We start from the raw sequence: 14,631 nt of genomic DNA on the forward strand, positions 1-14,631 counted from the left end.
CTGCTGGATGGATCTGCTAAAGCATTCGGAAGTCCAGACGACCGCGACAAGACACGCTGCCTGGCGTGGGTCGTCTTGCCTTCCCGTAAGAGAGCGCACTTGATGGCCCATATCCTGATTGTCGAAGACGAGAAGATCATCCGTTCGGCGCTGCGCCGCCTGCTGGAGCGCAACCAGTTCCGCGTCAGCGAAGCCGGCTCCGTGCAGGAAGCCCAGGATCTCTACGATGTCTCGAGCTTCGATCTCGTCATCAGCGATCTGCGTCTGCCCGGCGCGCCCGGTACCGAGATGATCGATCTCGCCAAGGGCAAGCCGGTGCTGATCATGACCAGCTACGCCAGCCTGAGATCGGCGGTCGACTCCATGAAGCAGGGCGCGGTGGACTACATCGCCAAGCCCTTCGATCACGACGAGATGCTGCAGGCCGTGGCGCGCATCCTGGTGGAGCGCGAGCAGCGCCAGCCGGCTGCCGCCGTCGAGGAAAGCGTCGCGCCGCCGCCGGCCACCGGCGAGATCGGCATCATCGGCAACTGCGCGCCGATGCAGGACCTCTTCGGCAAGATCCGCAAGGTCGCCCCCACCGATTCCACCGTGCTCATCCAGGGCGAGTCGGGCACCGGCAAGGAACTGGTGGCGCGCGCGCTGCACAACCTGTCGCGCCGGGCCAAGGCGCCGCTGATCTCGGTCAACTGCGCGGCCATTCCCGAAACCCTGATCGAATCCGAACTCTTCGGCCACGAGAAGGGCGCCTTCACCGGCGCCAGCGCCAGCCGTACCGGCCTGGTGGAAGCGGCCGACGGCGGCACCCTGTTTCTCGACGAGATCGGCGAATTGCCGCTGGAAGCCCAGGCGCGCCTCTTGCGCGTGCTGCAGGAAGGCGAGATCCGCCGGGTCGGCTCGGTGCAATCGCAAAAGGTCGATGTGCGCCTGATCGCCGCGACCCACCGGGATCTCAAGGGCCTGGCCAAGATCGGCCAGTTCCGCGAAGACCTCTTCTATCGCCTCAACGTCATCTCCCTGCGCCTGCCGGCCCTGCGCGAGCGCGGTGGCGACGTCATGGAAATCGCCCGGGTGTTCCTCGCCCGTCAGTCCGCGCGCATGAGTCGCCCGGGGCTCAAGTTCGGCGCCGAAGCCGAGGCCGCCATCCGTCACTACAGCTGGCCGGGTAACGTGCGCGAGCTGGAGAACGCCATCGAGCGCTCGGTGATCCTCAGCGAAGGCCAGGAGATCAATGCTGACCAGCTGGGCATCGACGTCGAGCTCGGCGAGCTGGAGCTGGCCGACAGCTACCTGGATCCGCTGCCCAGCGCGGGCCTGGGGAACGGCAATGGCGCCCACGAGCCCACCGAGGACCTCTCGCTGGAGGACTACTTCCAGCACTTCGTGCTCGAGCACCAGGATCACATGACCGAGACCGAACTGGCCCGCAAGCTCGGCGTCAGCCGCAAGTGCCTGTGGGAACGTCGCCAGCGCCTGGGCATTCCGCGGCGCAAGGCCAGCGCCAGCAGCGACGCCAGCTGATCCACGCCGGGACGTGACAGCCCTGCACGTCTCGCGGTAACACCCTCCCGCCTCGCCTCCCCATCCTTTGCAATGTGTTACCGCCGTAACAGGAGGCGGGTTCAGCGGTAACGAAAATCTCCCTGTAGCCACCAGGCAAAAAGGCTACATTTTTCGTAAACCACTGAAATTAAAGGATTTTTCAAAACTGGCACGGCATCTGCTTTATGTTCTGGCACAAGAACAATAAAAACGTACCCCCTCCATAACAAAAACAAGACGTAGCGACTCCAGCACAATAAGAACAAGCAGGCGGAGGCGTAGCTAACTGATCATTTTGGAGAAGAGTCGTCTTGCGGGATGGTCCCGCGATGTCAGGCCAGAGAACAACAAAACTGCCCCGAGGCAGCACCCGTACCAGGCAGAGCAGGAATGATCCTGACGGCATCAGCTTCCAAAGTAATCCGTTTGCTCTTGGCTCTAGACTTCAGAGCCCTTCCGGCGGCCGGTAACCGCACGGGACAGACCACACAAGAAAAACAAGAGGTCTGGATAGACAATAAAAACAAAGCACGTACCACTTTGGGGGGGAGCTTCGGCTCCCCCAGTGCCTTTGACAGCCTCCCCTCCCTCGTTCAAGATCCCCTCCTTATCTATTGCGCAACGGCTCCCGCTGTGGTCCAGATTGCGTATAGCCGTCTCTCCGAACAGAAACTCGCATGCTGAAGAAGCTGATCCAGACTCTGCGCTCGCCCCTGCGGCGTACTCCGCCCGCGCCTGCCTTGCCCATCGAACTGCCCCGCAGTCAGCATGCTCTGGAACGAGAGCGCATCAGTCGCTACGCCCTGAGCGTCGTCGACCGGCTGGAAAAGGCGGGTTATCAGGCCTACCTGGTGGGCGGTTGCGTCCGGGACCTGCTGCTGGGCTTCGAGCCCAAGGACTTCGACGTCGCCACCAGCGCCACGCCCGAACAAGTGCGGGCCGAATTCCGCAATGCGCGAGTCATCGGACGGCGCTTCAAGCTGGTCCACGTGCATTTCGGCCGCGAGATCATCGAGGTCGCGACCTTTCGCGCCAATCACCCCACCGGGGATGCCGAGGACGAGACCCAGGGCTCGCGCCATGAAAGCGGCCGGATCCTGCGCGACAACATCTATGGCAACCAGGAACAGGATGCCCAGCGGCGCGACTTCACCATCAACGCGCTCTACTACGACGCCAGTGGCGAACGCATCCTCGACTACGCCAACGGCACCCAGGACATTCGCCTGCGGCAGATCCGGCTGATTGGCGATCCGGAGCAGCGCTACCTGGAAGACCCGGTGCGGATGCTGCGCGCCGTGCGCTTCGCCGCCAAGCTGGATTTCGAGATCGAGGCCGCCACCGCCGAACCCATCAGCCGCCTGGCGCCGCTGCTGCGGGACATCCCGGCACCGCGGCTGTTCGACGAGGTCATCAAGCTGCTGCTGGGTGGCAAGGCCGAGCGCACCTTCGAGCTGCTCTGCCAGTACGGCCTGTTCGCCCCGCTGTTTCCGGCCAGTGGCGAAGCCCTGGAGCGCGATCCCGAGTACGCCGGCAGCCTGATCCGCCAGGCCCTGGCCAATACCGATGCCCGCATCCGCGAAGGCAAGCCGGTCACCCCGGCCTTCCTGTTCGCCGCCCTGCTCTGGCCGGCCTTGCCCGAGCGCGTCCGTCATCATCAGGACCTCGGCCTGCCGCCGATTCCGGCCATGCAGGAAGCCGCCCACGACCTTACCCAGCAGCAGTGCCAGCGCACCGCCGTCCCCAAGCGTTTCACCATGCCCATGCGCGAGATCTGGGACATGCAGGAACGCCTGCCGCGCCGGCAGGGCAAGCGCGCCGATCAGTTGCTGGAGAATCCGCGCTTCCGCGCCGGCTACGACTTCCTGCTGCTGCGCGAGAGCGCCGGCGAGGAAACCGGTGGCCTGGGCGACTGGTGGACTCGCTACCAGGAGGTCGGCGACAGCCAGCGGCGCGAGATGATCAAGAACCTCAGCCGCGACGAAGGCGCACCGGCCAAGCGGCGCCGCCGCGGCGGCAGCAATCGCAAGCGGCGCACCTCGGATGCGCCCACCGCCGGCGACGAATGATGGAAAGGGTCTATCTCGGTCTGGGCAGCAACCTGGCCGAGCCGCGGCGCCAGCTGGACGCGGCCCTCGAGGCCCTGGCCCGATTGCCTCACAGTGAGCTAGTGGCGGTCTCCGCCTTCTATGCCAGCGATCCCCTGGGACCGCCCGATCAGCCGCGCTACGTCAACGCCGTCGCCGCGCTGGACACCGGGCTCGAGCCCCTGGCGCTGCTCGACGCCACCCAGGCCATCGAGCAGCAGCAGGGCCGCGTGCGCAAGGACGAACGCTGGGGTCCGCGCACCCTGGACATCGACATCCTGCTGTTTGGCGAGCGACTGATCGACGAGCCGCGCCTGCAGGTGCCGCACTATCACCTCCAGGCCCGTGCCTTCGTCCTCTATCCGCTGGCCGATCTCGCCCCCGCGCTGCACCTGCCCGATGGCCGCCGCTTGCCGGACCTGCTGTCCGCCTGCCCTTTCGAAGGCCTGGAGCGGCTGCTACCGTCGTCATCCACGCGGTAACACAGCCGTAACACCGAGCATTGACTTGTGCCGGATGCGCCGGGACTATAGCAGCCGTTTGCGCGCGGCCACCCCGCGCCCGCGGCGCCCAGACAACAACCATAGCGCCGTCCCACGAGGACCTCTTGCATGCCTGATATCAGCCTCACGACCCTTCAGGGGCTCAAGCAGCGCGGCGAAAAGATCGCCATGCTGACCGCCTACGATGCCACCTTCGCCCAGGCCGCCAGTCAGGCCGGCGTCGAGATGCTGCTCATCGGCGATTCCCTCGGCATGGTGCTGCAGGGTCATGACAGCACCCTGCCGGTAACCCTCGACGATATGGTCTACCACACCGCCTGCGTCAAGCGCGGCCATGCGGGTGCCTTCATCGTCGCCGACCTGTCGTTCATGACCTATGCCACCCTGGAGCAGACCCTGACCAGCGCCGGTCGCCTGATGCAGGCGGGCGCGCAGATGGTCAAGCTCGAGGGCGATGCCTGGCTGGCCGAACCCATTCGCCGCCTGGCCGCCAATGGCGTGCCGGTCTGCGCCCACCTGGGCCTGACGCCCCAGTCGGTCAACGTCTTCGGCGGCTTCAAGGTACAGGGCCGCGATCCGGCCCGGGCGCAGCAGTTGCGCGAGGCGGCGCGCGAGCTAGAGGAAGCCGGCGCGGCCATGCTGCTGCTGGAATGCGTGCCTTCGGCGCTGGCCGAGGAAATCACCCGGGCCGCCCGGGTGCCGGTGATCGGCATCGGCGCCGGGGCTGCCACCGATGGCCAGGTGCTGGTGCTGCACGACATGCTCGGCCTGGCCCTGCGCGGGCGCACGCCGAAATTCGTGCGCAACTTCATGGCCGGTCAGGACAGCATCCAGGCTGCCCTGGCGGCCTATGTCGCTGCCGTCAAGGACGGCAGCTTTCCCGCTCCCGAACACGGATTCTCCGCATGAAAACGGTCCATAGCGTCCGCGAACTGCGCGCCGCCGTCGCCGCCGCGCGCCGCCAGGGCCTGCGCATCGGCCTGGTGCCCACCATGGGCAATCTGCACGCCGGCCATATCGCCCTGGTCGACACCGCGCGGCGTCACGCCGACTTCGTGGTGGCGAGCATCTTCGTCAATCCGCTGCAATTCGGCCCCAGCGAGGATCTCGACACCTATCCGCGCACCCTGGCGGAAGACAGCCGCCAGCTGAACGAGGCCCATTGCGACCTGCTGTTCGCGCCGGCGGTGGCCGAGATGTATCCCAATGGCATGGACGGCCTGACCCGGGTAAATGTCCCCGTGGTGTCCGAAGGCCTCTGCGGTGCGCGCCGGCCCGGGCATTTCGAAGGCGTGGCCACGGTGGTCACCAAGCTGTTCCAGATGGCGCAACCGGACGTGGCGGTATTTGGCGAAAAGGACTATCAGCAGCTGGCGGTGATCCGCAAGCTGGTCCAGGACCTGGACATGCCCATCGAGATCGTCGCCCAGCCCACGGTACGGGCCACCGACGGCCTGGCGCTGTCGTCGCGCAATGGCTATCTCGATGACCACCAGCGGGCCAGTGCACCCTGCCTGTACAGCCTGCTCAGGCGCCTCGCCGATCAGCTCGCCGCCGGCGCCGCGGTCGAGCCGACCCTCGCCGCCGGTGTCGCCGAATTGCAAGCTCAGGGGCTTAAGGTCGACTATCTGGAATTGCGCGAGCAGCTGAGTCTGCAACCGGCCGGCCCGGACACCGCCGCCCTGGTTCTGCTGGTGGCGGCCTACCTCGGCCAGACCCGCCTGATCGACAATCTGAGCTTTCGCCGCAGGGCCCGAGTGTGACGCAACCGAAGGTTAGCTCACCCGACCCCGCCTGAACCCTGGAAGCCCGGAACATACCGGGCTTTTTCATGCTCGAAGCGCGGCGCCACGACCGGCGTCTCGCGGTCACCGACTTTCTCTTGCAAGCCAGCGGCTTGTGGGGCACAACAGCAAACAAGAGCCACCAAGGAAAAGCCTAGCCATGGAGTACTATCAACACCCCCTCGACGTGACCCAGCTCGCCTCCTGGAAAGCCCTGCAGGAACACCGCAAGGCCATGCAGAACTTCCGCATGCGCGATGCCTTCGCCGCCGATCCGCAGCGCTTCTCGCAGTTCTCCCTGAGCAGCAGTGGTCTGTTCCTCGACTACTCCAAGAACCTCATCACCGAGCAGACCCGTGACCTGCTGGTGAATCTGGCCCGGGAAGCGGGCCTGGAAGGGGCCATCCATACCCTGTTCGACGGCGCCTACGTCAACTCCTCCGAACACCGCCCCGCCCTGCACACCGCCCTGCGCCGCCCGGTCGGCGACAGTGTCCGGATCGACGGCCAGGACATCATGCCCGAGGTGCATCGGGTCCTGAACCAGATGACCCAGCTGGTCACCCGCATCCACAACGGCCTCTGGCGCGGCTACACCGAGAAGCCGATCACCGACGTGGTCAACATCGGCATCGGCGGCTCCTTCCTGGGTCCGCAGCTGGTCTCCGAGGCGCTGGTGCCCTTCACCCAGCGCGGCGTGCGCTGCCACTACCTGGCCAACATCGACGGCAGCGAATTCCGCGAGGTGACCTCCAAGCTCGCTGCCGACACCACCCTGTTCATCGTCTCCTCCAAGTCCTTCGGCACCCTGGAGACCCTGAAGAACGCCCAGGCCGCCCGCGCCTGGTGCCTGGCCCAGGGCTGCCCGGAGCCGGAGCTGCACAAGCACTTCATCGCCGTCTCCAGCAACGTCAAGGTGGCGGTGGAATTCGGCATCGCCGAAGAAAACATCTTCCCGATGTGGGACTGGGTCGGCGGCCGCTATTCGCTGTGGTCGGCCATCGGCCTGCCCATCGCCCTGGCCATCGGCATGTCCAACTTCAAGGACCTGCTGGCCGGCGCCTACGCCATGGACCAGCACTTCACCAGCGCCCCCTTCGAAGAGAACATGCCGGTGCTGCTGGGCCTGCTCGGGGTCTGGTACGGCAACTTCTGGGGCGCGACCAGTCACGCCATCCTGCCCTACGACCACCACCTGCGTAACTTCGTGAAGCACCTGCAGCAGCTGGACATGGAGTCCAACGGCAAGAGCGTGCGTCAGGATGGCTCGCCAGTGAGCGTCGAGACCGGCCCGGTAATCTGGGGCGGCGTCGGCTGCAACGGTCAGCACGCCTACCACCAGCTGCTGCACCAGGGCACCCAGCTGATCCCCGGCGACTTCATCGTGCCGGTGGTGAGCCACAACCCGGTGGCCGATCACCAGCAGTGGCTGTATGCCAACTGCCTGTCGCAGAGCCAGGCACTGATGCTGGGCAAGACCCGCGAAGAAGCCGAGGCCGAGCTGCGCGAGAAGGGCCTGGGCGAAGCCGAGATCGCCAAGCTGGCGCCGCACAAGGTGATCCCGGGCAACCGCCCGAGCAACACCCTGGTGCTGGAGCGCATCTCGCCGCGGCGCCTGGGTGCGCTGGTGGCCCTGTACGAGCACAAGGTGTTCGTGCAGAGCGTCATCTGGGGCATCAACTGCTTCGACCAGTGGGGCGTCGAGCTGGGCAAGGAGCTGGGCAAGGACGTCTACCAGCACATCATCGGCCGCAGCGAAGGCAAGGCCGACGACGGTTCCACCCAGGGCCTGATCGACTACTTCCGCGGTCGTCATCGCGGCTGATCGTCTCCGGTCCGTTCCGAAAGGCGCCGCTCTGCGGCGCTTTTTCGTTTTGTCGCCTCGCTGAACCCCGGCAGGGCATCCGCGGCCTAAACTAGGAGCACAACAACACCAAGAAGGAGCCGGCCATGAGCCAACGCTACCCCGTGCCCGAGAGCCTGAGTGCCCGTACCCACCTCGACGAAGCCCGCTATCGCGAGCTCTACCAGCGCTCGGTGGAGCAGCCGGAACGCTTCTGGAGCGAACAGGCCAGCGCCCTGCTCGACTGGTCGCGTACCTGGGACGAAGTCCATAGCGGCGACCTGCGCCAGGGCCAGACCCGCTGGTTCAGCGGTGGCCAGCTCAACGTCACCTACAACTGCATCGATCGCCATCTGGGTGCCCGAGCCGAGCAGACCGCCATCCTCTGGGAGGGCGACGATCCCGCCGACAGCCAGGCCATCAGTTATCGCCAGTTGCACGAGCACGTCAGTCGCCTGGCCAACGTGCTCAAGGAGCGTGGGGTCAAGAAGGGCGACCGCGTCTGCCTCTATATGCCGATGATCCCCGAGGCGGCCTACGCCATGCTCGCCTGCGCTCGCATCGGCGCGGTGCATTCGGTGGTGTTCGGCGGCTTCTCGCCCGAGGCGCTGCGCGACCGCATCCTCGATTCCGACTGCCGGGTGGTGATCACCGCCGATGAAGGCGTGCGCGGTGGCAAGCGCGTCCCGCTCAAGGCCAATGTCGACAAGGCCCTGGCCAAGTGCCCGGAGGTCCATACCGTGGTCATGGTCGAGCGCACCGGCGCCGCCGTGGCCCGCCAGGAGGGGCGCGACCTGCCCTATGCCCAGGCGGTGGCCGCGGCTTCGCCCGACTGCCCACCAGAGCCCATGGATGCCGAGGATCCGCTGTTCATCCTCTACACCTCCGGCTCCACTGGCAAACCCAAGGGCGTGCTGCACACCACCGGCGGCTACCTGCTGGGCGCCACCCTGAGCTTCAAGTACCTGTTCGACTATCACGAAGGTCAGGTCTTCTGGTGCACCGCCGATGTCGGCTGGGTCACCGGCCACAGCTATATCGTCTACGGCCCCCTGGCCAATGGCGCCACCACCCTGATGTTCGAAGGGGTACCGAGCTATCCCGATGCCAGTCGCTTCTGGCAGGTGGTGGACAAGCACCAGGTCAACATCTTCTACACCGCCCCCACCGCCCTGCGCGCCCTGATGCGCGAAGGCGACGGCCCGGTACAGCGCACCTCGCGCAAGAGTCTGCAACTGCTGGGCAGCGTCGGCGAGCCGATCAATCCCGAGGCCTGGGAGTGGTATCACCGGGTGGTGGGCGAAGGGCGCTGCCCCATCGTCGACACCTGGTGGCAGACCGAGACCGGCAGCATCCTCATCGCCCCGCCACCCGGCGCCCTGGCGCTGAAGCCGGGTTCGGCCACCCTGCCCTTCTTTGGCGTCCAGCCGGTGCTGCTGGACGAGCAGGGCCAGGAAATCGACGGGCCCGGCAGTGGCGTGCTGGCGATCAAATCCAGCTGGCCCAGCCAGATCCGCACCGTCTATGGCGACCACCAGCGCCTGATCGACACCTATTTCAGCGCCTACCCGGGTTACTACTTCACCGGTGACGGGGCGCGCCGGGACGAAGACGGCTACTACTGGATCACCGGGCGGGTCGACGACGTGCTCAACGTCTCCGGCCACCGCATCGGTACCGCCGAGGTGGAAAGCGTGCTCACCGAGCATGCGGACGTGGCCGAGGCGGCGGTGGTGGGCTGCCCCCACGAGGTCAAGGGCCAGGCGGTCTATGCCTTCGTCACCACCAAGGGCGGGGTAACGCCGAGCGACGAACTGAAAGCGCGGCTGCGTCAGCAGGTGGCCGACGAGATCGGCAGCTTCGCCAAGCCGGAATTCCTGCAATGGGCGCCAGCGCTGCCCAAGACCCGCTCCGGCAAGATCATGAGACGCATCCTGCGCAAGATCGCCTGCGACGAGCTGGACAGCCTGGGAGATACCTCGACCCTGGCCGATCCGTCGGTGGTCGACAGCCTGATCGACGCCCGCCTCAATCGCGCCTCGCAAGGCTAGCCGGGGACCCAAAGAAAAGCCCCGCCTAGGCGGGGCTTTTTGCTGCTACCGGCCTTAGTGGGCGGCCTGCATGCGGTGCTTGAGGTCGCGCATGCGATCGTGGGTCGCACGGGCCTTTTCCAGCTGGCTGCGCAGGTTGGCCTGGGCATCCGGGGTGGCGTGTTCGTTGACGGCACGCTCCAGCGCGTGCAGCAGGCGGTCTTCCTGCTCTTCCAGTTCGCTGACGTAGGTGACCTCTTCCTTTTCCTTGCTGGCAAAGGAGGTTTTGACGTCGGTGTAGTACTTGCGGAAGCTGCCGGCAAAGGTGCCTTGCTCGGCGGGCTTTTCACCGGCGGCCGATACCTGGCTGCTCAGAGCGCTGATGATCTCGGCCTTGCTCTGGGCGATCTCGGTGAACAGGGCCTTCAATTCGGGGTTCTTCACTTCGGTGAGGGCGTGCTCGTAGAAATTCTTGCCGTCACGGGCGATCTCGATCAGATCGTTGAGGGTTTCGGTCGTGCTGGTCATGGCAGTTCTCCGGGGCGAAGGGCAAGGGGTGATGACGGCGCCAGGCGCCGCCATTGTGCCGGGTATTGGCAGGCGTCGTTACTGAGCCGCTTTCAGAGCGTCAGCCGATACGGCCTTCACGCCCTTGATGGCCTTGGCTTCTTTGATCGCCAGGTCGCGCTGGGCTTCGGTCGCCACGGTGCCGGACAGGGACACGACACCCTTGTTGGTCTCGACCTTGATGGCGGTGCCCTTGATGTGTTCGTCGGCCAGGAACGATGCCTTCACCTTGCTGGTGATCCAGGTGTCGGACGCGGCTTCTTCGGTCTTGTCCACGGTGTTGTTGGCGGCCAGGGTCATGTTCTGGCTGGTGGCAGCAAAGGCACCGCCGGCCAGCGGCAGGCTCAGTACGGAAGCGGTGACGGCAGCGAGGGCAAAGGTACCGAAAGTCTTTTTCATGAGATGACTCCTGTTTTCCTTGGTTGTACTGCGCCCAGGTCCTGGCAGCAGCGACCTAGATGTAGAGCGCAACGGCTGCGCCGAATTCCGAGACCTGTTAAAGACGTTGTAAATCAATGAGTTATATAAATTCGACAGGGATAACAGGCGGGCAAAATGCAATTACCAGGCGAATAGGCCTGGTAATTTGCACGAGGTCAGACGACTCTTGAGCACGAGGCTAGACGAGCTGTCCTCCAAGGCGCCAAAGCCGATAGAGCCGGAAAGAGAAGAAGGTTTCCAGGTGACCCGACCAGAACTGCCGTACCTTTATCCGGTCAATGCTGAATTGAACCCGACACCTACGATCGGGCCTTGAGGATCCGGGATGCGGCCTCTCTCCCCTGCGCGCATTGCCCTGATTTATCTGTTGCTGAGCGCCCTCTGGGTGATCGGCACTGATGGGCTGTTGTATCTGCTGCTCAGCGATCAGGACAGTGTCCATCTGTGGCACACCCTGAAGGGCCTGGCCTTCATGAGCCTGCTGTCGCTGGTGCTCTATGGCCTGCTGCGGCGCGAAGCCAGCTATCGCGAAGGCTTCATCGAAGAGCTGCAGAGCCAGCGCGCCACCCAGGATTTCGTCCAGCGGCTGACCAATACCGGTGACTGGCAGCTGCTCGACGATGGCCGCCTGCTCTGTTCCGAACGCACCCTGGTGATGCTGCACCAGCCCAAGGGCAGCGATCCGCTGGATTTCGCCACCATCGCCGCCTGCGCCCGCGCTGATGACCGCGACCATGTGCACAGCATGCTCGAACGTCTGCTGCACATGCAGGGCCCGCTGAATTTCTCCGCGCACTTCGACGACGGCCAGGGCAGCTGGCGCTGGCTCAACTGGCAGAGCGACTTCGACGAAGCCGGCATCACCCGCGGCGCCCTGGTGGACATCACCAGCCACAAGCTGGCCGAACAGGCGCTGCAGGACAGCCAGCGACGCTATCGCGAGCTGGTCCAGCACCTGCCACTGGTGGTGTTCGCCAGCGATCGACGCGGCCGCTGGCAATTTCTCAATCCGGCCTGGGAAGCCCTGACCGGCCAACCCGCCACCCAACCCCTCAACCATCCCCTGGATCAGGCCTTCCATCCCCAGGACGGCGCCCGACTGCGCCAACTGGTGGCGGAGTTCGCCGCGGGTCAGCGCCTGCACTGGAACGGCGTGGTGCGGTTGCGGCTGTCGGTGGAGAGTCATCGCTGGATGCAGATGGAGCTGCGCGCCGGCCTCGATGGCGAGATCCAGGGCACCCTGACCGACATCCACCACGACTACCAAGCGCAGCAACTGCAGCAGGCCCGCAGCGACGTCCTCGACGACCTGCTCACCGGCCTGCCGCTGGCGGAAATCCAGCACGGCATCGCCTTGCGGCTGGAGCGCATCTACCCGGAGATGCGCGTCGCCCTGTTGCTGGACGACCAGGGCGAGCATCTGCGGGTCGCGGCGGCGCCCAGTCTGCCACCCGCCTTTCAGGCAGCGCTGGTGGGCGTACCGCGCAGTCGCCATGACCAGGGCTGCTGCAGCGCCGTCGCGACCAATGCCCCGGTGTTCACCGTCGATGTCGAGCTGGATCCGGCCTGGCAGCCGCTGCTGCCGGCCGCCCAGGCAGCCGGCATTCGCGGGGCCTGGGCCCTGCCCCTGCAGGACGAGCAGCAGCGCGCCGTGGGGGCCCTGGGCATCTACTACGGAGAGGCGCGACTGCCGGAAGCGGAAACCCAGGCGCTGATCACCGAATTCACCCGCCTGGCGGTGCTGGCCATCCGGCAGCAGCGCGTGGTCCAGGCGCAACGTGCCAGCGAGGCGCGCTACCGGGGCATCTTCGAGCAGGCCTATACCGGCATCATGCTCAGCGATCTGGAGGGCCGCTGGCTGAGCGTCAACCACCACTTCTGCCAGATGCTCGGCTACTCGCAACCGGAGTTGCTGCAGAAGGACACCGCCTCGGTGACCCATCCGGAAGAGCGGGCCCTGGGCGCGGCCCTGCGCAAGCAACTGGTCGACACCGGCCAGGACCGCTACACCCTGGAAAAACGCTATCTGCACCGCAACGGCACGCCGGTGTGGACCAACGTCACCACCCGCCTGATCCGCGACGACCAGGGCGTGCCCCAGTACTTCATCAGTACCGCCCAGGACATCACCCTGCGCAAGCAGCAGGAGGAAAGCCTGCGCCAGGCCGCGGCCATGTTCCAGAACAGTCGCGACGGCCTGCTGCTGCTCGACGAGCGCCGCTGGATCCTGGCGGTGAACCCGGCCTTCGCCCGACTGCTGGGGACCCAGGAAGGCACCCTGCTCGGCCAGCGCCTGGGACTGCCCGGTGGCGGCCGCCAGGACCAGCGCTTCTATCGCGACCTCTGGCGCACCGTGCGCCGCGAGGGCCGCTGGGAAGGCGAACTGCTCTGGCCACGCCTCGACGGCAGCACCTTTCCGGCCTGGACCACCATCGACACCCTCTACCCCCGGGAAACCCGGCAATATACGGTCACCGTCAGCGATACCACCCGCCTGCGTGAGAGCGAGGCGCGCCTGAGTCATCTGGCCCATCATGATCCGCTGACCGACCTGCCCAATCGGCTGCTGGCGCGCACCCATCTGGAACACGCCCTGGCCCTGGCCGAGCCCCAGGAATACCTGGTCGCCGTGCTGATCCTCGATTTCGACCACTTCCGCACGGTCAACGAAAGCCATGGCCATGCTCTGGGCGATGAACTGCTGGTGGAATTCGCCGCCCGGCTGCGCGCCCTACTCAGCGAGGACATCACCCTGGCGCGCATCGGTGGCGACGAGTACCTGGTCATCATCGAGCGGCTGGACCGGCCCGAATTCGCCGCCCAGATCGCCCAGGCCATGCTCGGCAAGCTGGAGCAGCCCTTCCACCTCGGCGAACACGACATCTATCTCAACGCCAGTATCGGCATCAGTCTCTTTCCCGACGATGGCGCCACCGCCGATGACCTCATCCGCAATGCCGACACGGCCATGCACCAGGCCAAGGACCAGGGTCGCGACACCTTCCGCTTCTATACCCAGGCCCTCACCGAGCAGTCGCGCCGGCGGCTGAATCTGGAATCACGGCTGCGCACGGCGCTCAAGCGCGGTGACTTCGTTCTCTACTACCAGCCGCTGATGAGCGTCAGCACCGCCCAGACCATTGGCGTGGAAGCCCTGGTGCGCTGGCGGGATCCGGAGCTGGGCCTCATCCCGCCCACCGAATTCATTCCGCTGGCCGAGGAAACCGGGCTCATCGTGCCCCTGGGCGACTGGATCATCGAGAGCGCCTGCCAGCAGATGCATAGCTGGCTCGCCCAGGGACTGGAACTGGAGACCCTGGCGATCAATATTTCGCCCCGGCAATTCGCCAAGCGCGACCTGGCCAGCACCATCTCCCGCGCCCTGGCGCGCAGTCGCCTGCCGGCCGAGCACCTGGAACTGGAGATCACCGAAGGCACCCTGATGGGCAATGTCGAGGAGGCCCTGCTGTCCCTGGCGACCCTCAAGACGCTGGGGGTACGCATCGCCGTGGACGACTTCGGCACCGGCTATTCCTCGCTGGCCTATCTGCGCCGCTTTCCGCTGGACAAGCTCAAGATCGACCAGAGCTTCATGCACGAATTGCGCAGTGACAGCGGTACCCACAGCAGCCAGGCCATCGCCGCGGCCATTGTCGCCCTGGGCCAGGGTCTGGACCTGGACGTCCTGGCCGAAGGGGTGGAGACCACCGAACAGTGGGACATCCTGCGCAAGCTGGGCTGTCAGCAATGCCAGGGCTTCCTGTTCAGCCCACCGCTGCCGCCGGAGGAGTTCGAGGTCTGGTACGCTGAACGGCAGAGGGCGCGCGCCTAGCT

10 protein-coding genes are annotated in these 14,631 nt (G+C 65.7%); 8 read left to right on the forward strand and 2 right to left on the reverse strand.

Translation table 11 applies throughout. The features are described from left to right. Positions 1-102 precede the first annotated feature (102 nt). The 7 genes from EC839_RS11700 to acs all read left to right on the forward strand — a co-directional run bounded on the left by EC839_RS11700 (position 103) and on the right by acs (position 9,810). Positions 103-1,521: a sigma-54 dependent transcriptional regulator gene (locus EC839_RS11700; protein ID WP_007159709.1), complete on the forward strand. Its 1,419-nt coding sequence runs from the start codon at positions 103-105 to the stop codon at positions 1,519-1,521. 698 nt (positions 1,522-2,219) lie between these two features. Next, on the forward strand, positions 2,220-3,611 hold the full coding sequence (locus EC839_RS11705; protein WP_007159710.1) for a polynucleotide adenylyltransferase PcnB: 1,392 nt from the start codon (positions 2,220-2,222) through the stop codon (positions 3,609-3,611). Beyond that, on the forward strand, positions 3,608-4,111 hold the full coding sequence (gene folK, locus EC839_RS11710) for a 2-amino-4-hydroxy-6-hydroxymethyldihydropteridine diphosphokinase (RefSeq protein WP_165904666.1): 504 nt from the start codon (positions 3,608-3,610) through the stop codon (positions 4,109-4,111). Before EC839_RS11705 ends, folK begins: the two co-directional genes overlap by 4 nt. Before the next feature lie 129 nt (positions 4,112-4,240). Next, positions 4,241-5,041: a 3-methyl-2-oxobutanoate hydroxymethyltransferase gene (gene panB / locus EC839_RS11715; RefSeq protein WP_007159712.1), complete on the forward strand. Its 801-nt coding sequence runs from the start codon at positions 4,241-4,243 to the stop codon at positions 5,039-5,041. After that, entirely contained in the window at positions 5,038-5,895 is an 858-nt protein-coding gene (gene panC / locus EC839_RS11720) for a pantoate--beta-alanine ligase (RefSeq protein WP_007159713.1), read from the forward strand. Before panB ends, panC begins: the two co-directional genes overlap by 4 nt. A gap of 181 nt (positions 5,896-6,076) precedes the next feature. Further along, positions 6,077-7,741: a glucose-6-phosphate isomerase gene (gene pgi / locus EC839_RS11725; protein ID WP_007159714.1), complete on the forward strand. Its 1,665-nt coding sequence runs from the start codon at positions 6,077-6,079 to the stop codon at positions 7,739-7,741. Positions 7,742-7,866: 125 nt separating this feature from the next. Further along, on the forward strand, positions 7,867-9,810 hold the full coding sequence (gene acs / locus EC839_RS11730; RefSeq protein ID WP_007159715.1) for an acetate--CoA ligase: 1,944 nt from the start codon (positions 7,867-7,869) through the stop codon (positions 9,808-9,810). A 54-nt stretch (positions 9,811-9,864) separates the two neighbouring features. Here acs and EC839_RS11735 read toward each other — a convergent pair whose 3' ends face one another. Then, positions 9,865-10,317 carry a PA2169 family four-helix-bundle protein gene (locus EC839_RS11735; RefSeq protein ID WP_007159716.1) on the reverse strand — a complete coding sequence of 151 codons (453 nt, stop codon included), beginning with the start codon at positions 10,315-10,317 and terminating at the stop codon, positions 9,865-9,867. Positions 10,318-10,395: 78 nt separating this feature from the next. After that, positions 10,396-10,755 carry a BON domain-containing protein gene (locus EC839_RS11740; RefSeq protein ID WP_007159717.1) on the reverse strand — a complete coding sequence of 120 codons (360 nt, stop codon included), beginning with the start codon at positions 10,753-10,755 and terminating at the stop codon, positions 10,396-10,398. A 367-nt stretch (positions 10,756-11,122) separates the two neighbouring features. On the opposite strand from EC839_RS11740, the gene EC839_RS11745 reads away from it, so the two are divergent. Beyond that, the gene (locus EC839_RS11745; RefSeq protein WP_007159718.1) at positions 11,123-14,629 is read left to right on the forward strand and encodes an EAL domain-containing protein; all 3,507 of its coding nucleotides are present in this window, start codon (positions 11,123-11,125) and stop codon (positions 14,627-14,629) included. Positions 14,630-14,631 lie beyond the last annotated feature (2 nt).

The organism is Pseudomonas sp. JUb52 (genome assembly GCF_004341115.1).
In the GTDB taxonomy this organism is placed as follows: domain Bacteria; phylum Pseudomonadota; class Gammaproteobacteria; order Pseudomonadales; family Pseudomonadaceae; genus Chryseomonas; species Chryseomonas oryzihabitans.

What these genes read in the sequence shown, in the direction of transcription:
- panB (WP_007159712.1), top strand. Translation starts at nt 4,241, where the DNA reads ATGCCTGATATCAGCCTCACGACCCTTCAGGGGCTCAAGCAGCGCGGC.
- folK (WP_165904666.1), top strand. Translation starts at nt 3,608, where the DNA reads ATGATGGAAAGGGTCTATCTCGGTCTGGGCAGCAACCTGGCCGAGCCG.
- EC839_RS11705 (WP_007159710.1), top strand. Translation starts at nt 2,220, where the DNA reads ATGCTGAAGAAGCTGATCCAGACTCTGCGCTCGCCCCTGCGGCGTACT.
- acs (WP_007159715.1), top strand. Translation starts at nt 7,867, where the DNA reads ATGAGCCAACGCTACCCCGTGCCCGAGAGCCTGAGTGCCCGTACCCAC.
- EC839_RS11740 (WP_007159717.1), bottom strand. Translation starts at nt 10,755, where the DNA reads ATGAAAAAGACTTTCGGTACCTTTGCCCTCGCTGCCGTCACCGCTTCC.
- EC839_RS11700 (WP_007159709.1), top strand. Translation starts at nt 103, where the DNA reads ATGGCCCATATCCTGATTGTCGAAGACGAGAAGATCATCCGTTCGGCG.
- pgi (WP_007159714.1), top strand. Translation starts at nt 6,077, where the DNA reads ATGGAGTACTATCAACACCCCCTCGACGTGACCCAGCTCGCCTCCTGG.
- panC (WP_007159713.1), top strand. Translation starts at nt 5,038, where the DNA reads ATGAAAACGGTCCATAGCGTCCGCGAACTGCGCGCCGCCGTCGCCGCC.
- EC839_RS11745 (WP_007159718.1), top strand. Translation starts at nt 11,123, where the DNA reads ATGCGGCCTCTCTCCCCTGCGCGCATTGCCCTGATTTATCTGTTGCTG.
- EC839_RS11735 (WP_007159716.1), bottom strand. Translation starts at nt 10,317, where the DNA reads ATGACCAGCACGACCGAAACCCTCAACGATCTGATCGAGATCGCCCGT.